The sequence below is a fragment of the Devosia sp. Root413D1 genome, assembly GCF_001425235.1.
Classification (GTDB): Bacteria; Pseudomonadota; Alphaproteobacteria; order Rhizobiales; family Devosiaceae; genus Devosia_A.
The window spans coordinates 88,739-108,143 of record NZ_LMEA01000007.1; the positions used below are offsets into that span (position 1 = coordinate 88,739).

General features: G+C 65.9%; 17 protein-coding genes and 1 tRNA gene. 12 read left to right on the top strand and 6 right to left on the bottom strand.

The window, feature by feature from the left end; genetic code table 11:
- Positions 1-2 precede the first annotated feature (2 nt).
- Genes hutU through hutI form a run of 4 tightly spaced genes read right to left on the bottom strand, consistent with a single transcriptional unit; the run spans position 3 to position 5,240 of the window.
- On the bottom strand, positions 3-1,673 hold the full coding sequence (hutU, locus tag ASC89_RS05310) for a urocanate hydratase (RefSeq protein WP_055995509.1): 1,671 nt from the start codon (positions 1,671-1,673) through the stop codon (positions 3-5).
- Complete coding sequence (gene hutG / locus ASC89_RS05315; RefSeq protein ID WP_055995512.1) at positions 1,670-2,479, bottom strand: N-formylglutamate deformylase; 810 nt, start codon at positions 2,477-2,479, stop codon at positions 1,670-1,672. Before hutG ends, hutU begins: the two co-directional genes overlap by 4 nt.
- Positions 2,479-4,014 (bottom strand): histidine ammonia-lyase, encoded by a 1,536-nt coding sequence (hutH, locus tag ASC89_RS05320; RefSeq protein WP_055995516.1) that lies wholly within the window; start codon positions 4,012-4,014, stop codon positions 2,479-2,481. The genes hutG and hutH overlap by 1 nt, the downstream gene beginning before the upstream one ends.
- Positions 4,011-5,240 carry an imidazolonepropionase gene (hutI, locus tag ASC89_RS05325; protein ID WP_055995519.1) on the bottom strand — a complete coding sequence of 410 codons (1,230 nt, stop codon included), beginning with the start codon at positions 5,238-5,240 and terminating at the stop codon, positions 4,011-4,013. Before hutI ends, hutH begins: the two co-directional genes overlap by 4 nt.
- A 92-nt stretch (positions 5,241-5,332) precedes the next feature.
- Here hutI and ASC89_RS05330 point away from each other — a divergent pair, with 92 nt between their 5' ends.
- From ASC89_RS05330 to ASC89_RS05385, 12 genes are all read left to right on the top strand, one after another.
- Positions 5,333-6,679, top strand: a complete 1,347-nt coding sequence (locus ASC89_RS05330; protein WP_055995522.1) for a formimidoylglutamate deiminase — start codon at positions 5,333-5,335, stop codon at positions 6,677-6,679.
- Positions 6,680-6,733: 54 nt separating this feature from the next.
- Entirely contained in the window at positions 6,734-7,474 is a 741-nt protein-coding gene (gene hutC, locus ASC89_RS05335) for a histidine utilization repressor (RefSeq protein WP_244488403.1), read from the top strand.
- A 95-nt stretch (positions 7,475-7,569) separates the two neighbouring features.
- Positions 7,570-8,340 carry an SDR family NAD(P)-dependent oxidoreductase gene (locus ASC89_RS05340; protein ID WP_055995528.1) on the top strand — a complete coding sequence of 257 codons (771 nt, stop codon included), beginning with the start codon at positions 7,570-7,572 and terminating at the stop codon, positions 8,338-8,340.
- 123 nt (positions 8,341-8,463) lie between these two features.
- Positions 8,464-9,597 (top strand): ABC transporter ATP-binding protein, encoded by a 1,134-nt coding sequence (locus ASC89_RS05345; RefSeq protein WP_055878671.1) that lies wholly within the window; start codon positions 8,464-8,466, stop codon positions 9,595-9,597.
- A 33-nt stretch (positions 9,598-9,630) separates the two neighbouring features.
- Positions 9,631-10,737 (top strand): PotD/PotF family extracellular solute-binding protein, encoded by a 1,107-nt coding sequence (locus tag ASC89_RS05350; protein ID WP_055878668.1) that lies wholly within the window; start codon positions 9,631-9,633, stop codon positions 10,735-10,737.
- Between the two features lie 61 nt (positions 10,738-10,798).
- The gene (locus tag ASC89_RS05355) at positions 10,799-11,743 is read left to right on the top strand and encodes an ABC transporter permease (RefSeq protein WP_055995531.1); all 945 of its coding nucleotides are present in this window, start codon (positions 10,799-10,801) and stop codon (positions 11,741-11,743) included.
- Positions 11,740-12,543: an ABC transporter permease gene (locus ASC89_RS05360; RefSeq protein WP_055878662.1), complete on the top strand. Its 804-nt coding sequence runs from the start codon at positions 11,740-11,742 to the stop codon at positions 12,541-12,543. Before ASC89_RS05355 ends, ASC89_RS05360 begins: the two co-directional genes overlap by 4 nt.
- A gap of 34 nt (positions 12,544-12,577) precedes the next feature.
- The gene (hisD, locus tag ASC89_RS05365; protein ID WP_055995534.1) at positions 12,578-13,903 is read left to right on the top strand and encodes a histidinol dehydrogenase; all 1,326 of its coding nucleotides are present in this window, start codon (positions 12,578-12,580) and stop codon (positions 13,901-13,903) included.
- Between the two features lie 8 nt (positions 13,904-13,911).
- Positions 13,912-14,922, top strand: coding sequence for a zinc-binding dehydrogenase (locus ASC89_RS05370; RefSeq protein ID WP_055995537.1), 1,011 nt, complete (start codon positions 13,912-13,914; stop codon positions 14,920-14,922).
- Between the two features lie 16 nt (positions 14,923-14,938).
- Positions 14,939-16,225, top strand: a complete 1,287-nt coding sequence (locus ASC89_RS05375) for a hypothetical protein (protein WP_055995540.1) — start codon at positions 14,939-14,941, stop codon at positions 16,223-16,225.
- 249 nt (positions 16,226-16,474) lie between these two features.
- Positions 16,475-17,101: a TetR/AcrR family transcriptional regulator gene (locus ASC89_RS05380; protein WP_055995543.1), complete on the top strand. Its 627-nt coding sequence runs from the start codon at positions 16,475-16,477 to the stop codon at positions 17,099-17,101.
- Between the two features lies 1 nt (position 17,102).
- The gene (locus ASC89_RS05385; protein ID WP_055995546.1) at positions 17,103-17,906 is read left to right on the top strand and encodes an alpha/beta fold hydrolase; all 804 of its coding nucleotides are present in this window, start codon (positions 17,103-17,105) and stop codon (positions 17,904-17,906) included.
- A gap of 198 nt (positions 17,907-18,104) precedes the next feature.
- Here ASC89_RS05385 and ASC89_RS05390 read toward each other — a convergent pair whose 3' ends face one another.
- Together ASC89_RS05390 and ASC89_RS05395 are read right to left on the bottom strand one after the other, a co-directional pair.
- Complete coding sequence (locus tag ASC89_RS05390) at positions 18,105-19,085, bottom strand: DUF930 domain-containing protein (protein WP_055995549.1); 981 nt, start codon at positions 19,083-19,085, stop codon at positions 18,105-18,107.
- A 203-nt stretch (positions 19,086-19,288) separates the two neighbouring features.
- Positions 19,289-19,365, bottom strand: a tRNA-Pro gene (locus ASC89_RS05395).
- Positions 19,366-19,405 lie beyond the last annotated feature (40 nt).

The window sequence follows — 19,405 nt, forward strand, 5'->3', positions numbered from 1 at the left end:
CCTCAGCCAAGGATGCCGGGGAGGTCGAGCCCCTTCTCGCGTGCGACATCGAGGGCGATTTCGTAACCGGCATCGGCGTGCCGCATCACGCCGGTCGCCGGATCGTTCCACAGTACGCGTTCCAGCCGGCGGGCCGCATCGTCGGTGCCGTCGGCACAGATCACCATGCCGGCATGCTGTGAAAAACCCATGCCGACGCCGCCGCCATGGTGGAGCGAGACCCAGGTTGCGCCCGACGCGGTGTTGAGCAGCGCGTTCAGCAGCGGCCAGTCCGAAACCGCGTCGGAGCCATCCTGCATCGCCTCGGTCTCGCGGTTCGGCGAGGCCACGGAACCCGAATCGAGGTGGTCGCGGCCGATGACCACGGGCGCCTTCAGTTCGCCGCTGCGGACCATCTCGTTGAAGGCGAGGCCCAGCCGGTGGCGGTCGCCGAGGCCGACCCAGCAGATGCGCGCCGGCAGCCCCTGGAACGCGATGCGCTCCCGCGCCATGTCGAGCCAGTTGTGGAGATGCGTGTTGCCCGGCGTCAGCTCGCGCACCTTGGCGTCGGTCTTGTAGATGTCTTCGGGGTCGCCCGAGAGCGCCGCCCAGCGGAACGGGCCGATGCCGCGGCAGAACAGCGGGCGGATATAGGCCGGCACGAAGCCCGGGAAGGCGAAGGCATTCTCAAGTCCTTCGTCCTTGGCGACCTGGCGGATATTGTTGCCATAGTCGAGTGTCGGGATGCCGCGATCCCAGAAGGCCAGCATGGCCTCGACATGTTCGCGCATCGAGGCGCGCGCCGCTTTTTCGACCGTCTTCGGGGCGCTCTCGCGCTTCTCCCGCCATTCGGCCATGCTCCAGGCCTTGGGCAGGTAGCCGTTGATCGGGTCATGCGCCGACGTCTGGTCGGTGACGAGGTCGGGGCGAATGCCGCGGCGCACCATCTCCGGCAGGATTTCGGCGGCGTTCCCGAGCAGGCCCACCGACTTCGCCTCGCCGGCTCTGGTCCAGCGCGCGATCATCTCGAGTGCCTCGTCCAGCGTTGTCGCCTTCTCGTCGAGGTAGCGGGTGCGGAGGCGGAAATCGATCGAGTCCGGGTTGCACTCGACGGCGAGGCAGGAGGCGCCGGCCATGACGGCGGCGAGGGGCTGGGCTCCGCCCATCCCGCCAAGGCCTGCGGTGAGGATCCACTTACCCTTGAGGTTGCCGCCATAGTGCTGGCGGCCGGCTTCGACGAACGTCTCGTAGGTGCCCTGCACGATGCCCTGGGTGCCGATATAGATCCACGAGCCCGCCGTCATCTGGCCGTACATGGCCAGGCCCTTCTTATCGAGCTCGTTGAAATGGTCCCAGGTCGCCCAGTGCGGCACGAGGTTAGAGTTGGCGATCAGCACGCGCGGTGCATCCGAGTGGGTGCGGAACACCCCGACCGGCTTGCCCGACTGGACCAGCAGGGTCTGGTCGGCCTCGAGCTTTTCCAGCGCCGCGACGATGCGGTCGAAATCCTGCCAGGTGCGGGCCGCCCGCCCGATCCCGCCATAGACCACCAGTTCGTTGGGGTTCTCGGCGACATCCGGGTCGAGGTTGTTCATCAGCATGCGGAGCGGCGCCTCGGTGAGCCAGCTCTTGGCGCGCAACTGGGTGCCGCGAGGGGCACGGACTTCTCGGATGTTGTGGCGGGGATCGGTCATGGCTGTGCTTCCGCGAGAGAGGGGGCAAGCGCCTCGAGGCGCTTCAGCATTTCAGTGAGGTGGGCGCGCAGGCGTTCCGACTTGACGGGGTCGAGTGCGAAGGGCGGCGCTTCCGCGACGAGGTGCGTCGCCTGCGCCAGTTCGAGCTGGATCGTCTCTACGCCGCCGGCCGGGTTGCTGTAGTGGCGTGTCGTCCACCCGCCCTTGAAGCGGCCATTGAGCACCGAGCTGTAGCCCTCGGCCGCCCGCGCGACGTCGTAGACGGCGGCCTCGACGGCGGGCGCACAGGATCTTCCATCGGCCGTGCCGACATTGAAATCCGGCAGCGTGCCTTCAAACAGGAACGGGATATTCGAGCGGATCGAATGGCAATCGAAGAGAATGGCGACGCCGTGCGCCGCGCGGACCCGCTCGACTTCGGCGGCCAGCGCGGCGTGGTAAGGGGCGTGGTACACCGCCAGCCGCTGCTGCGTCTCGGCCGTATCGGCGAAGCCGCCCTCGGACCAGATCGGTGCGCCATCGAAATCGGTTTCGGGCACAAGCCCCGTGGTGTTCTGGCCCGGATAGAGGCTGGCGCCGGTGGGATCGCGACCCACGTCGATGACATAGCGGTGGTGGGTGGCGCGGATGGTCGAGGCGCCCGGCAGCAGGTCGCGATAGAGTTGGTGGATATGCCAGTCGGTGTCGGCGAGGATTTTGCCGTTGTCGTTCAGCTGATCCCGGATCTGAGGCGGCACATAAGTCCCGGTATGCGGGAACGCCAGGATGACGGGCGAGGTGCCCTGGTGGAGCTCGAAGATCTCCATCAGTGCGCCAGCCCCGGCAGGATGCCAGGCCCGATGGCGCTGATCAGGCCACCATTGGCGACCAGCGTCACCGCGGCGGCGATGTCGGGGGCCATGTAGCGGTCCTCCTCGAGTTCGGGAACCACCGCGCGAAGCGCCGAGCGGGCCTTGAGCAGTTCGGTGCCGGTCTGCAGCGGCGCCCGGCAATCGACACCCTGTGTCGCCGTGAGCGCCTCGATGCCGATAATGCCGAACAGGTTCTCGGTCATCTGCAGCAACCGGCGCGCCCCGTGGCAGGCCATCGAGACATGGTCTTCCTGGTTGGCCGAGGTGGGGGTGGAGTCGACCGAGGCCGGATGGGCCATCTGCTTGTTCTCGCTCATCAGCGCCGCCGAGGTCACCTCGGCAATCATCAGGCCGGAATTGAGCCCGGGCTTCTTGGCGAGGAATGCCGGCAAGCCGTAGGAGAGGGCCGGATCGACCAGCAAGGCGATGCGGCGTTGCGCAATGGCACCGATCTCGCACACCGCGATGGCGATCTGATCGGCCGCGAAGGCCACCGGCTCGGCGTGGAAATTGCCGCCCGACACTACGCTGCCATCGGACAGCACCAGGGGGTTGTCGGTGACGGCGTTGGCCTCGATCTCGAGCGTCCGCCCAGCCGTGCGGAGCAGGTCGAGGCAGGCGCCATCGACCTGCGGCTGGCAGCGAATGCAGTAGGGGTCCTGCACCCGTTCGTCGCCTTCAACATGGCTCTCGCGAATGGCCGAGCCGGCGAGCAGCGTGCGCAGCGCCGCTGCCGCATCGATCTGGCCCTGGTGTCCCCGGAGAGTATGGATATCGGGATGGAACGGGGCCGAGGAACCCATCGCGGCATCGGTCGACATGGCGCCGGTGATCAATGCTGCCTGGGCGGCGCGATGCGCGCGGAACAGTCCGGCAAGTGCCAGCGCCGTCGAGGTCTGCGTGCCGTTGATTAGCGCCAGGCCCTCCTTGGCGGCGAGCACCACCGGGCTGAGCCCGGCGCGTTCGAGCGCCGCGCGGCCAGTAAGCCGGTCGCCCCGGTAGAATGCCTCACCCTCGCCGATCATCACCGCCGTCATATGCGCCAGCGGCGCCAGGTCGCCGGAGGCGCCGACCGAGCCCTTTTCCGGGATCAGCGGGATGACGCCGCGGGCCAGCATGGCCTCGATCAGCCGGATGAGCTCGATCCGCACGCCGGATGCGCCGCGCCCCAGTGAGACCAGCTTCAGCGACATGATCAGCCGCACGATGTTCTCTGGCAGCGGCGCGCCGACGCCGCAGCAGTGCGACAGGATGAGGTTGCGCTGCAGCGTGGCGAGGTCAGCTGCTTCGATCTTGATCGAAGCCAGTTTGCCGAAGCCGGTATTGACGCCATAGACCGGGGCGTTGCCGGCGGCGATCTGGGCAATGCGGTCCGCGGCGCGGTCGACCGCCGCGTCGAATCCCGGATCGAGCACCGCGGGAGTGCCGTTCCAGAAGATCTCGGACAGCGTCTCGAGCGAGACGCTCCCCGGTGTGAGCGTGATAGTCATGTTGCCTTGCCCTTGAAGATGCGGCGGTGCAGCGGGTTGAAGCCGATGCGGTAGGTGAGTTCGGCCACCGAGGCGCAGTTCCACACCGCGAAGTCAGCGGATTTGCCCGCCTCGAGCGTGCCGGTCTGCTCGCGCAGCCCCAGCGCCTGCGCCGCTATGCGCGTCGTTCCGGCCAGGCACTCGGTGACCGTCAGCCCGAACAGCGTGGCCGCCATGTTCATGCCCAGCAGCAGCGAGGTGAGCGGCGAGGTACCGGGGTTGCAATCGGTGGCGACAGCGATCGCGACGCCATGCCGGCGCAGCGCGGCGATATCGGGCTTGTGCGTCTCTCGGATGGCGTAGAAAGCGCCCGGCAGCAGCACCGCGACCGTCCCCGCGGCGGCCATGGCCGCGGCGTCCGCGTCGTCGATATATTCGAGATGATCCGCCGACAGCGCGCCGTAACGGGTGGCGAGCAACGTGCCGCCGAGATGGCTCAACTGCTCAGCATGGAGCTTCACCGGCAGCCCGAGCTCCCGCGCCAGGTCGAAAACCCGGGCGATCTCCTCGGGCGAAAAGGCGATGCCCTCGCAAAAGCCGTCGACAGCGTCGACCAGCCCGTCGGCATGCGCCGCTTTCAGGCCGGGCAGCACCACCTCGTCGAGATAGGCTCCGTTGCGTCCCTTGTACTCCTCGGGCGTCGCATGGGCGCCCAGATACGAGGTGACCAAGCGCACCGCCCGCCGATTGCCCAGCTCGCGGGCGGCGCGCAGCATGTTCGACTCGGCCTCGATACTGAGGCCATAGCCTGACTTGATCTCGATGGTCCCCACACCCTCGCCGAGCAGCGTATCGAGGCGCGGCAGGGCCTGCTCGACCAGTTCCTCGACCGACAGCGCTCGGGTGGCCCGAACGGTCGAGACGATACCGCCCCCAGCCTTGGCAATCTCGACATAGCTGGCGCCGTCGAGCCGCATTTCGAACTCACGGGCGCGGTTGCCGCCATGCACGATGTGGGTGTGGCAATCGATCAGCGCCGGGGTCACCAGCCGGCCGCCGAGGTCGATCTGTTGCGCGCCGTCGATATCGGGCGCTTCCGACGCGGCGCCGGCGAAGACGATGCGTTCGCCGGAGGTGACGACCACGCCGTTCTCGATCGGCTCGACCGAGGGGCTGGCCATCGTCACGAGGCGGGCGTTCCGCCATAGTTTCACGTCGGCGTCGCGGCTGGGGATTGGTGTCGGCATTGCATGTCCGCTTTCAATCGTCCTAAAAGATGTATAGACATAATGGGGTCGATGACAAGAGAGTTTTCCGTTTGTCCCGTCAGGATCGCTCGATGACCAAGCTGTTCGCCGCCGCTGCCTTGCTTCCCACCGGTCTCGCCCACGATGTCAGCATCGAGATCGAGAACGGGCTGATCACCTCGGTAGAGCAGGGGAGTGCGCCGGCTGTCGCAGACGAGCGCCATGCGCTGCTGGCGCCGGCGGTCCCCAACCTCCACAGCCACGCTTTCCAGCGCGCCATGGCGGGGCTGACCGAGAAGCGCGGGCCCGATGAGGACAGCTTCTGGAGCTGGCGGACCCAGATGTATCGCTTCGCCCTGTCGATGACGCCCGACGACGTCGAGGCGGTGGCGGCGCAGCTCTATGTCGAAATGCTCGAGGCGGGCTTCTCGCGGGTGGGCGAGTTCCACTACCTGCATCACGACGTCGATGGTCGTCCCTATGCCAACATCGCTGAGATGGCGGAGCGCATCGCCGCCGCCAGCGCCGAGGCGGGCATCGGCCTGACTCTGCTGCCGGTGTTCTACGCCCACTCAGGCTTCGGGCCGAAACCGCCGATCGAGGGGCAGCGGCGCTTCATCAACGACACGGCTCGCTTTGCCGAACTGGTGACCGCGTCGCGGCGCGCGGTCCGCGCGCTGGAGGGCGCGGTGGTGGGCATCGCCCCGCACAGCCTGAGGGCCGCGACCATCGACGAGATCCGGGAGATCCTGCCGTTCGCCGAAGGACAGCCCGTGCATATCCACGTCGCCGAGCAATTGCTGGAAGTCGAGGATTGCATTGCGGCCACCGGCGCGCGCCCCGTTGAGCTGCTGCTTGCCGGCGCGCCGGTCGATCAGCGCTGGTGCCTGATCCATGCCACCCACCTCACCGCCGATGAGGTGGCCGGCATCGCTGCCACCAAGGCTGTGGCGGGTCTCTGCCCGATTACCGAAGCCAACCTTGGCGACGGCATATTTGCCGGCGCCGCATTCGTCGCGCAGGGCGGCCGCCTGGGCGTGGGCTCGGACTCCAACGTCCAGATCTCGCTGGCCGGTGAGCTGAGGCAGCTGGAGTACAGCCAGCGCCTGGCGCGGCAGAGCCGCAACGTCATCGCGCGGGCCGGACAGTCGACCGCCGCTGAGCTCGTCAACCTGGCGGCGAAGGGTGGTGCAGCGGCCCTCGGGGTGCAGTCGGGGATTGCAGTCGGCAACCCCGCCGACCTGGTGTCATTCTCGGCCGCCGGTGCGCCTTACCTGTCGTCGGTCGATCAGCTCGACGCGTTTGTGTTCGCCTCCGGCGTCTCGGTGGCGGATGTCTGGGTCGGCGGCAACAAGCAAGTGGTCGATGGCAAACATGTTAAGTCCGGCGCCATTCGGCGGCGGTTCGAGTCGACCATGCACCGCCTGCTTGGGGCTTGACCCCATCGGCGGAACATCGGTTAGCTTTGGTTTGAAGCACGGGATTGGATGAGCGTGAGCACACTAGTGACTGCCGAGCGTGACACCGAAGCCGGCACGCTCCACCAGCGCATCCTCAATGACATTGAAGGCAAGATCGTTTCGGGGGAATGGCCCATCGGCCACCGCATCCCGTTCGAGGTGGATCTCGCTCGCGAGTATGGCTGCTCGCGGATGACCGTGAACAAGGTCCTGACCCAGCTGGCGCGGGCCGGGCTGATCGAGCGGGTGAAAAAGAGCGGCAGCTTCGTCAGCCAGCCGCACACCCAGTCCGCGGTGCTCGAGATCAGCGACATCCGCAAGGAAGTGGAGTCGCTCAAGCTCCCCTACGCCTTCAATGTTCCGCGGGCGGGGAAGCGGAAAGCCCAGGGCGCCGATCGGCTGTTGCTCGACGTGCCCGTCGGTACGGCGATCCTCGATATCACCTGCGTCCACCTGGCGGGCGGCAAGCCGTTCTGCCTTGAACAGCGGCTGATCAACCTTGCCAGTGTCGAGGGCGCCGACCAGGCGGATTTCACCAAGGTCCCGCCCGGACAATGGCTGCTGAGCCAGGTGCCGTGGAGCTCGGCGGAACACCGCATCCATGCGGCAGCGGCGGACGCCACGACCGCTGAACAACTGGGGATCGAGCAGGGCACGGCTTGCCTCGTGATCGAGCGCCGGACTTGGAGCGCCGGCGCTGCCGTCACTCAGGTGCGGCTGACCTATCCGGGCGATCGCCACGCCCTCGTCGCCACCTTTACCCCGTCGTCGTGACCGCGCATCAGGTCGCGATCCTACCGACATTATGTATAGACATGAGTGACTGAAAGTGCTGATACTCGTCAACTGCATCTCTGGGAGGAGGCTGCATGTCTAGCAAATCTGCCTTCGACCTCACGGGAAGGCGCGCCCTGGTGACCGGCGGCAGCCGCGGCCTGGGGCAGGGGATTGCCGTTGCCCTCGCGGCAGCTGGCGCCGAGGTCTGCGTCACGGCGCGCGCCCGCGCCAGCCTCGACGCGACGCTGAGCCAGGTCGCAGCAGCCGGTGCGTCCGGCCGGGCGCTCGAGCTCGATGTCACCGATGTCGCCGGCATCGCCGCCGCAATCGGTGAACTCGACGCGGCGTGGCCCATCGACATCCTCGTCAACAATGCCGGCTTCGAAAGCGTCGCGCCGTCGCTCGATGTCGATGAAGCGCTGTGGGACAGCATCGTCGACACCAACCTCAAGGGTAGCTTCTTCTGCGCCCAGGCGGCGGCGCGCGGCATGGCCTCGCGCGGTCGCGGTGGCTCGATCATCAACCTCTGTTCGCTGACCTCCTATGTGGGCGTGCCCACCGCCGTCCCCTATGGTTCGTCGAAATCCGGGTTGCTCGGCATGACCCGCGCCCTGTCGGCGGAGTGGGCTCGGCACGGCATCCGCGTCAACGCGGTCGCGCCGGGCTATTTCCGCACCGAGATGACGGAAGGTTTCTATGCCGAAGAAGCCTGGGCCACCGGCATGCTGGGAAAGATCCCGCAGGGCCGCTTCGGGCTGGCCGAGGATGTCGGCGGCCCTGTCGTCTTCCTCGCCAGCACCGCATCGGCCTATGTGACGGGGCAGTGCCTGGCGATCGACGGAGGCTACCTTGCCTCCATCTGACGCGCCATTTGCACAATCTTTGTGCAGAAAGGAAAACTGCACAAGTCGTGTTGACACACAGGTCGATATGTATAGACATTATTGGCATGAGGTGGCTGCGACTGGCCTGTTCGAGGGGAAGTTATGACTATTGAAGCCGGCATTGAAGGTCGTGCCGCCCAGGCGACCCGCGTCGCGGTATCGGTGCGCAATGTCGACATGAGCTTTGCCGATTTCCATGCCGTCAAGGACGCCTCCTTCGATCTCGAGGACGGGCGCTTCCTGACCATTCTCGGGCCTTCGGGGTCCGGCAAGACCACGCTGTTGCGGATGATCGCCGGCTTTCAGAAGCCCAGCGCGGGTGAGATCTTCATCAACGGCAAGCCGGTCAGCGCCACGCCGCCGCACAAGCGGTCGATCGGCATGGTGTTCCAGAAGCTGGCGCTGTTTCCCCACATGACCGCGGCTGAGAACGTCGCGTTCCCGCTCAAGATGCGGCGCTTCGATGCGACCACCATCCCGGAGCGGGTGCAGCGCTATCTCGATCTCGTCCACCTCGGCGGCTATGCCGATCGGCGCATCCACCAGCTTTCGGGCGGGCAGCAGCAGCGCGTGGCCATTGCCCGCGCCCTGGTGTTCGAGCCCGACCTGCTGCTACTCGACGAACCGCTGGCGGCGCTCGATCGCAAGCTCCGCGAGGAGATGCAGCTCGAGTTCCGCCGCATCCAGCGCGAGCTCGGCGTCACTACCATCAATGTCACCCATGACCAGCGCGAGGCCCTCGTCGTTTCGGACGAGGTGATCGTGATGGACAAGGGCGTTATCCAGCAGAAGGCGCCACCGTCAGCGACCTACCGCACGCCGGCCAATGCCTTTGTCGCCGGCTTTATCGGCGTTACGAATTTCATCTCGGGCAAGGTCACGGCGACCTCAGGTGATGCCGTCAGCTTCGATGTCGGTGGCAGCGAGGTCACCGGCACCTGGGCGGCACAAGGCCCTGCACCCTCGGTTGGCGCTTCGGTCACCGGTGCGCTGCGCGCCGAACAGGTCCGGCTGGCATCGTCCGAAGCCGAGCTTTCCGGCTGCCAGACCACCAGCCGCGGTGTCGTCCGCGACGCCATCTTCGAGGGTGAACGCCTCGTCTACGAGATAGACCTAGCCCCGGGCACGCTACTGCGCGTGTTCGATCATGATCCAGCGGCTCACAAACAATTCGCCATCGGGGACAACGTGGCGATGGGCTGGAACGCACGCGATGTGCTGACCTTCCCCAACTGAGCCGGCTGGTAGAGACAATAGGAGAGAGAAACCATGACTGATCACAAATCCATCCTTGCCCTGTCCCGCCGCAAATTCCTCGGCGGCGCCGCCGCGCTGAGCGGCATCGCAGCCTCCGGCTTCGCGACACGGGTATTTGCCCAGGAACCGGCCAAGCCCGCCGAAATCATCGTGCGGGCCTGGGGTGGCTCGTGGGTCGATAGCCTCAAGGCGGGCGTTTCCGACCCCTTCACCGCTGCCACCGGCATCGCCGTCCGGCACGACCTGACCGAAGACAACGAGATCCAGCCCAAGGTGTGGGCGGCGGTGGCGCAGAACCGGGTGCCCCCGATCCACATCAACTGGGACACCACCACCAATGCCACCAAGTCTGCACTGCGTGGCGTGACCGAGGATCTGTCCGATCTCTCGAACCTCGCCGGCACCACGGACCTCGCCAAGCCTGTCGGGCTCGAGGGCTATCCGATCGTCAACACCTACGGCTATGTCTACGTGCTGGCCTACCGTCCCGAGGCCTTCCCGGATGGCGCCCCGACCTCGCTGCAGGTGCTGCTCGATCCCAAGTTCAAGGGCCGCATCGCGCTCTACAACGACGGTATCGGCTTCCACTTCCCTGCCCAGGTCGCCGGCGGCGGCAAGCTCGAGGATATCCCCGCCAACATGCAGCCGGCCTGGGATTTCATCGCCAAGGTCAAGCAGCAGGCGCCGCTGCTCGGCGAGGACCCGGATTTCACCACCTGGTTCCAGAATGGCGAGATCGACCTCGCGGTGACTATCTCGACCAATGCCCGCGAAGCCAAAAAGAACGGCGTCAACATCGCCTGGACCGTTCCCGAGGAAGGCGCCAAGTTCGATACCGATGGTCTGTGGATCCCCAAGGGCCTGCCCGAGAACGAGCTCTACTGGGCCAAGCAGTACATCAACTTCGCCATCACCAAGGACGCTCAGCAGGTGTGGCTCGATGGCCTCGGACTGCCGGGCGTCGTCCCCGGTCTCACTCCGCCGGCCGATCTCGTCGGCGATCCGTCCTACCCGACCAAGCCGGAGGATTTCGAGCACCTGATCCGCATCTCCTCGCAGGTCCAGGTCGAGAACGAGAGCACCTGGTTCGGCGAATTCAAGAAGATCATGCAGGGCTGATCTCGCCTCGAACTCGGGACGGCGCTGCGGTGCCGTCCCGCACTACCCCCTGAGGAGCATCATGCGAACGTATCGAAAGGCCTATCCGCTTGGCTGGCGGATCATGGACGGTATCGAGGCCGCCGTGGCCGCCGTCTGGCCGAGACGCCTGTCTGGTGCGGTGCCCTACGTGATGGTGCTGCCGGCGGTGCTGCTGGTGCTGCTCCTGGTGATCGGCATGGTGCAGATCGCCGACCAGAGCGCCCGCGTCCTCGACACCAGCACCTTTATGCCCTCGGCCGACTATCGCTCGGCCAACTATGAGCAGATTTTCAATAGCGGCCTCTACTGGTCGATCCTGTGGCGGAGCCTGCTCGGCTCGGTGATCGTCACCGTGCTCTGCCTCGTCTTCGCGTTTCCCTACAGCTACCTGATGGTGCGCACGCCCTCGGCCTTGCTGCGCAAGTTCCTGCTGATCGCGCTGTTCCTGCCCTTTTTCATCGGCCAGGTGGTGCGCGCCTATGGCTGGCTCATCATCCTCGGCAACCAGGGGGTGGTGAACGAGGTGCTGGGGCTGGTCGGCGTTCCCCCCATGCGGCTGCTCTACAACTACCCAGCCGTCCTCTTCGGGCTGGTGCAGTACATGATCCCGTTCGCCGTGCTGATGCTGGCGCCGGCCCTCACCGCCATCCCCGAGGAGATCGAGTCCGCTGCCAGCAGCCTCGGCGCCAACTGGTGGCGGAGCTTCGTCCACGTCGTGCTGCCGATGGCCAAGCCCGGCCTGATCGGCGCCGGCCTCGTGGTCCTGACGCTGTCGTTGACCGATTTCGCCATGCCGGCCATCCTTGGCGGCGGCTCGCAGGATTTCATCGCCAATGCCATCTACGACCAGTTCTTCCGCACCTCCGACCAGGGGATGGGCGCCGCGCTCACCATCATCCTCGTCGGCATCGGTTCGCTGGTCGTTGGCATCGTCTTTTCGATCTTCGGGGCCGGCACCCTCGCCATGGGGAGGGATCGCAAATGACCCAGCAACCCCTGGGCAAGTCCATCGTCATCTGGACGATGGTGGCCCTGGTCCTCATCGTCCTCTCGGCCCCGACGATCGTGGTCCTCGGCGCCTCCTTCACCTCGGGCAACATCATCCAGTTCCCGCCGCAGGGGTTCTCGCTGCAGTGGTACGCCAAGATCGCGCTGGCCGATGACCTGCGCAGCGCTTTCGTCCGGTCGCTGGCCGTGGCGCTGATCTGCACCCTGATTTCCATCCCGGTCGGCACCCTCGCGGGCATCGCGCTCAGCAAGTATGCGATCAAGTTCGAGCGGACGCTGCAGATCTACTTGCTGCTGCCCTTCACCATCCCGCTGATCGGTTCCGGCATCGGGCTGATGCTGCTGTTCGGCGAGATGCGGATTCTCGGGCAGATCTGGCCGGTTGGCCTCGCCTGCTGCGTCATCAACCTGCCGTTCATGATCTGGGCGGTGATGGCGAGCTCGGCGAGCCTCGACCCCGACCTCGAACTGGCGGCGGCCAATTGCGGGGCAGGGCCGATCTCCACCTTCTTCAATGTGACCATCCCGGGCGTCATGCCCGGCATCATCAGCGGCTCGCTGCTAATGTTCATCCTGGCGCTCAACGAGTTCCTGGTCAGCCTGCTCCTGACCGACGCCCGGACGGTGACGCTGCCGGTGCAGATCTACAATTCGATCCGCTCGATCATCACCCCGGACCTCGCGGCCATCTCGGTGGTCTTCATCGTCTGCGCGACCCTGGTGATCGCGCTGCTCGACCGCCTGGTCGGCCTCGACATCTTCCTCAAATCGAAATGACGGTCCGCCGTCCGTACGCAAAGTGAGACGAACTATGTCTGACGTGTCCTTCTACGACTACGCGAAGCTCTCGACCGAGCAGCGGGCAGCGCTGCTGAAGCGTTCCGAGGCCGATCTCTCCGGCGTCATCGAGAAGGTGAAGCCGATCATCGAGGCGGTGCGGACCGAAGGCGATGCCGCGCTTGCCCGGTTTGCGCGGGATCTCGACAAGGCTGAGAACGTCACCGAAGCGACGCTGCAGGTCACGCCGGCTGAGTTCGACGCCGCCTTCAAGGCGGTCGACAGCAAGGTTATCGACGCCATCCAGTTCGGCATCGAGAACATCCGCAGCTTCCACGAGGAGCAGAAGCCCGAGACCATGTGGATGAAGGAGATCCGGCCGGGCGCCTATGCCGGCGATCGCTTCACCCCCATTCAGTCGGTCGCCCTCTATGTGCCGCGCGGCAAGGGCTCGTTCCCGTCGGTGACCATGATGACCTCCGTGCCGGCCGTCGTCGCCGGTGTGCCCAATCTTGCCATCGTCACCCCGCCGGCGCCCGATGGCAGCGTCGACGCAGCAACCCTGGTGGCGGCGCGCCTCGCCGGCGTCGAGACGGTCTACAAGGCCGGCGGCGCCCAGGCGGTTGCCGCGATTGCTTATGGAACGAAGACGGTGAAGCCGGCGCTCAAGATTGTCGGCCCGGGCAGCCCCTGGGTGGTCGCCGCCAAGCGCCTGCTCTCCGGCGTCATCGATACGGGCCTGCCTGCTGGTCCCTCCGAGGCGGTGATCTTTGCCGACGACACCATCGATGGCGGCCTCGCCGCGCTCGATCTGCTCATCGAAGCCGAGCACGGCCCGGATTCGTCGGCTTACCTCGTCACCCACAGCCGACGCGTTGCCGAGGAGGCGATCGCCGCGCTGCCGGGTATCTGGGCGAAAATGACCGAGCAGCGCGTCGCCTTCTCACGCACCGTGCTGACCGGCGGCAAGACCGGCGGCATCATCCTCACCTCGTCGGTCGAGGAGAGCTACGACTTCATCAACGCCTATGCCCCCGAGCACCTCGAGATCCTCTCCACCGAGCCCTATGATCATCTGGGCAAGATCACCGAGGCGTCGGAAATCCTGCTCGGCCAGCACACCCCCTGCAGTATCGGCAATTTCGGCCTCGGGCCCAATGCCGTGCTGCCGACCAGCCGCTGGGCCCGCACCTACGGTCCGCTCTCTGTTACCGATTTCGTCAAACGCAGCTCGATCGGTTACGTCACCGCCGCAGGTTTTCCGCTGCTCGCCAGGCACGCCCACGAGCTCGCCATCTACGAGGGTTTTTCGTCGCATGCCCTTGCCGTCTCGGACCTGCGCCAGCAGTTTGTGCGGTAGCCGATCCTATGCGTGCGGTGCGCCTCCATGACGTCAAGGACCTGAGGTTCGAACAGGTCGCTGCCCCCGGGGCGCCTGGCCCCGGTTCGGTGCTCATCGCCGTCGAGGCCGCCGGCATCTGCGGCTCGGACCTCCACAACTTCTCGACCGGGCAGTGGATTTCGCGCCGCCCAAGCGTCGCCGGCCACGAGTTCTGCGGCCGGGTCGTCGCGGTCGGGCAGGGGGTGTCCGGCCTGTCGGTTGGGCAAGCCGTGGTGGCCGATTCCCGCTTCTGGTGCGGCGAGTGCCCGCAGTGCCGCGACGGCCATCGCAACGCCTGTGAACGCCTCGGCTTCGTCGGCGAGGTCTGCGATGGCGGCTTCGCCGAACAGGTCATCCTGCCGGCGAGGCTCGTGCAGCCGCGACCTGAGACCATGGACCCACGCGTCGCGGCAATGAGCGAGCCACTCGCCGTGGCCCTCCACGCCATCAACAAGGTCGCACCGGCCGACGGCGCTGGCGTGCTGGTGGTCGGCTGCGGCACCATTGGCGGCCTCTGTGCGCTCGCCCTCTCGCATCGCCATAACGGCCCGCTCCTCCTGGCGGATCGCAATGCCGATCGGGCGCGGATGGTCGCGAAGGTCACCGGCGGTCGGGTTGTCGATCTCACCCCGGACGCCATCGCCGCCGCCAACCAGGGCCGGCCGCTGCGCTTTGCCATCGATGCCACCGGCAGCATCGCCGCCTTGCGGCAATTGCTCGATGTCATCGGGCCGAACTCCGTGCTTGGCCTTGTCGGCATCAGCCACGGCAAGCTCGATCTCGACCCCAATCACCTGGTCGAGCGCGAGATCCAGCTCGTCGGCTGTCACGCCTTCAAGGACGAACTGCCCGAGGCAATCGCCCTGGCCGATGTGCTCGGCGAGCAACTGCTCTCCCTGATCGACGAGGAGATCGGGCTCGACCAGGTGCCGGCCGCCTTCGAGCGCTTGCTGGCCGGCAATGTCAAAGGCCTCAAGACCATCATCTCCATCCGCTAGCCCGGCAGACCCGACCATGACCCAGTTTTCCAGCCGGACGGCGGATATTCGCGCCGCCGCCAAGCACCATGACGGCCGGGCGGAACCGCTGCTCGCGGCGCTGCTCGCCGACCTATTCAAGATCGAAGCGCAGAACGTCGCGATCAATCGCGACCAGTACAGCCTCAACTCGCTCAACGGCTTCTTCGACACCGCCGACGGCGCCTTCTTTTTCAAGTTCCACCAGGAAGAGGGCGAAGAACAGATGAGCGGCGAGTATTATCGCGCCGACATCCTGGCGCGGGCCGGATTGCCGGTCGATCAGGCCGTCTACACCTCGACGCTCCCCGGCGAGCAGATCCTCGTCTACCGCCGTCGCACCGATCCGCGCTTCTCCGATGTCCTGCGGGCCCTCGATCTCGACGACCATGCCGAGCGTCGCGCCGCGGCGGTCTCAGCCGAGGCGACGCTGAGCGATTGCGTCAACGACATCTACCGGCAGACCCTGCACCCGATCACGTCGGCGCAGTCGCAAAGCGAACCGGTGCACCGTCTGTTCTTCGAGCGCCTCATCGATCCGGTCACCGGCGCCTATCCCGGTGGGCGCCTCAAGAGCTTCTATGTCGGCCAGAGCTTCGCGTTTCCGGGCGCCACACTGAGCTGGGCCGAATTTGCCGGCGCCGAGTTTATCGTCAACGGCGTCGCCTACCGCCACTCGATCGGCGAGCTGTTCGACTTGGCGCACCACCGGCTGAACCCCATTCGCCTGGCGGATGCCGGCGGTGTCGTGGCGCATGGCGACGCACACAATGCCAACGTCTGGTATTCCGAGGGGCAGGACGGGCCCAGCCTGTCGTTCTTCGATCCGGCGTTTGCCGGCGAGCACGTGCCCTCGCTTCTCGCCGAGGTGAAGACGACCTTCCACAACATCATCGCCCACCCGCTCTGGCTCTACGATCCCGAGGAAGTCGCGAAGTGCTACACCGCAACCGCAACCCATCGCGACGGCACCCTCGCCATCGAGACGGACTGGGCCCTGACCCCGGTCCGCGAGGACCTGCTTCAAGTGAAGGCCGAACGCGCCTGGCGCCCGCTGTTGCAGGATTTGCGGGATCGCAACCTCCTGCCGGCAGACTGGCGCCAGCTTATCCGCCTGGGCCTGTTCCTCTGCCCCACACTGGTGATGAACCTTCGGGCCGGCAGCGGCCGCCACAACCCGATCTCCTCGGCCATCGGCTTCGCCAACGCAGTGCGCGTCGGCAGCGAACCGGACGACGGCACAGACTTCGTCACCGCGTTCCTCGATTCAATCGAGCCGCGTTAGGCGTTGCTGGTTGGGCACCGCAGCGCCGCTGACGGTGACACAACGTCCCAACGACTGCTTGTGGCCCAAAGCAGACGCCCGCGTTCCAGGTTAGTCAAAGGGCTGCAGTGATCGAGGCGGTTGCGCCTGTTCTTCTCTACCAGAACTTCTCCTTGCGAAAGTCTTTGTATCGAGCTGTTGGATCCAGGGCTTCGTCCTGACTCACAGGGCGCTTTTGACACCGTACCAACTAGTGGGTATGGTCGTGGTATGCACGAGTCACGCCTCAAAATTCTGAATGCGACGCTCAACGTCGTCCGGGAAAAGGGCTACCACGCCACCCGCATCGAGGATGTCTGCGCCGCAGCTGGCCTGACGAAGGGCAGCTTCTTTCATCATTTTTCCAGCAAGGAAGAATTGGCCATCGCCGCGGCCGCCCATTGGGATGTGGTCACCGGAACACTATTCGCCTCGGCGAGCTACCATTCCGCACCGGAGCCGCTCGACCGGCTGCTGGGCTACATCGAACTGCGGAAAGCCCTGCTCACCAACACGATCCCCGAGGCCACCTGCTACGCCGGCACGATCGTGCAGGAAGCTTATGTGACGCATCCCGCCGTTCGTGAGGCCTGCGCCAACAGCATCGTGTTGCACGCGCGGACGCTCGAAACGGATATCGAGGCGGCAATTGCTCGCAGCGACTACAGCGGCGAACTCACAGCCCAGAGCCTCGCACTGCACACCCAGGCGGTCGTGCAAGGCGCGTTCATCCTCGCCAAAGCGCTGGACGGTATGCCCGCCGCGCTCGACAGCCTCGATCATCTAGCTCGCTACTTCCGGCTGCTCTTTGCTGTGCCGGCGAGACGGGTCCGCAAGACGATTTCAAAGGAGAGGTAAGATGCCCCATGTCACTTCTGCGGACGGCACGAGGATCGCCTACGACCGGGAAGGCGCTGGCCCGGCGGTGATCCTCGTCGGCGGCACCCTGGACGACGGCGCTGAGAACGCGCCGCTGGCCCGGCTCCTTGCCGACCATTTCACGGTCTACAATTACGCACGACGCGGCCGGGGCGCCAGCGGCAATACACCGCCGTACGCCTTGGCGCGGGAGGTGGAAGACCTCGACGCACTGATTGCGACAGCGGGCGGCTCAGCTCACGTGTACGGCGCCTCATCTGGCGGCGCCCTCGCGCTGGAGGCAGCAGCGGCAGGTTCGGCGATCGACAAGATCGCGGTGTGGGATGTGCCGTACGTGATCGGAGACGACCTGTGGCCGAGGTTCAACCAGTACCTCGCGGACACCCACGAGGCATACAAAGCCGGCCGGGACGAGGAGCTCCTGGAACTCTTCATGAGGCTTACCGGCGGACCCGACGCGGACATCGCGACTTTCAAACAGTACCCGATCTGGGCCTCGTCCGTCGCGCTCGCCCACACGCTCGTCAAGGACGCCGTGATCCTCAATGACTATAAGATCCCCACGGACCGACTTGCCCGCATCACTCAGTCGGTCCTGGTGACCACCGAGGGTCCGATCACCCAACCCCAGTTGTCAGGCCTCCCGACCGACTTCTTCGACCGCGCCGCGAAAGCGATAACCGCTGCCATCCCCCAGACCGAACGACACACGCTCGACGGGCAGGGACACGTCGTCGCCCCCGAACTCATGGCCCGTGTACTGAAGACGTTCTTCAACCAGTAACCCGTCGACACCAGGCTTCCACTGCCATCTGAGAAACCGGCCTTCATTAGCCTCGAGCACGTACGTGAGCCTCTCGAGATTCGACTGCTGCGCAATTGGCGATTGCACGCGGTGCAGGTATCTCAAGACTTAGGTCGGAGTGCTGGACTGGACGCGATCGAGCGGCGGCGTGCCTGAGCTCAGCGTCTGCCGCTCCGGCTAGGTCTTGCTCAGTCGAGCAAGCACCGCGTCCGTCACGTCGGCGCCGAGCCGATAGGAAAATGCCGTGACACTCCTAAGGTCGTCGCTGAGTGTGCAGTCGAAAGCGAGGCCATACCACCTGTCTCCGGAGCGGAAGATCGCGCCGGTGGCTGTGAGGCGCGTGCCTGTCATCTCCGACCTGGCATAGGCTTCCGTCATCACCACGTCGGGCGTGAAGCGTTCCCCGGCATTGCCGATCTGGGCCAGGGCCTCGATGTTGCAGGTTTGCGCCAGCCGCTTTTCGGGCGGCAGCGTTTCGAGCATCGCGCGCGCCTGCGCCATGCTGGGAACACTCAGCATCGCCTTGAGATAGAAGCGTGTGGCGCTGCGCGGCGCGCCCAGCTCGAGGGTCGCGACATCGGGCTCCGCCGACGGAGCAGGCGGGGCCGTTCCTTCCGTCATCTCGCCAGTGTCGGCCGTGACTGCGGTGACGGCGTCATCCGGCCCGCTGGCTGGGGCAGTCAACCCCCTCACTCTGGGACGCGACAGCGGTATCGGGGCTTCCTGTGCCGAGGTCTCCGCACCCCGCACCGGCTCCGATACTGCGGTGGCCGAGGCCTCGTCTACGGTCTTTGGGGCCGCCGCTTCGGATGGCGTTTCGGGCGGATAGACCTCCTCCGCGGCCGATGGAGCTGGACCGGCAGCTTGCTCTGCCGGTGGCGGATTGGCTGGGGTCGTCTTGGCCGGCGGCAAGGTTGCCGCCGACTCCTCCTCCGCTGGCTCCTCCGCAGGCGGCTCGCTGGTCTCCGGGGGCCGCACTAGCTCCACGTCAATGGCCGCTGGAGGTGTGGCTTCGGCGCTGTCAGGCCGCGGCTGCCAGAGGAAGAACACCAGCACCCCCGCATGCAGCATTGCTGAAGCCATCGTGCCCCAGACGTTCCATGGCTTACGCCTTGGCGGCTCGGGGAGCGTCGGCTCGGGCAGCGTGATTTCGCTCATGGTTCAGCCTGCCATGACGATTGTGGGCGTCCGGTGGGAGGACCGAGAACATTTTCGCTCGCCAGGGACTTACTGGCAATGGCCAGGAGGGGCCCGAATTATGCTAGGGCGCACGGGCGTCCACACATGGCGCATAGCGGACGCTTCTACTAGCCTCGGCTCGGACAGAGGCCTGCAAGCTCCGGCGCCTGCTGCCTTTTTGATGGTCGGGGCAGAGTGATTCGAACACTCGACCCCCGGTTCCCAAAACCGGTGCTCTACCAGACTGAGCTATACCCCGAACTATCGCCCTTCCGTTATCGGGAGTTGCTGCAAAGAGC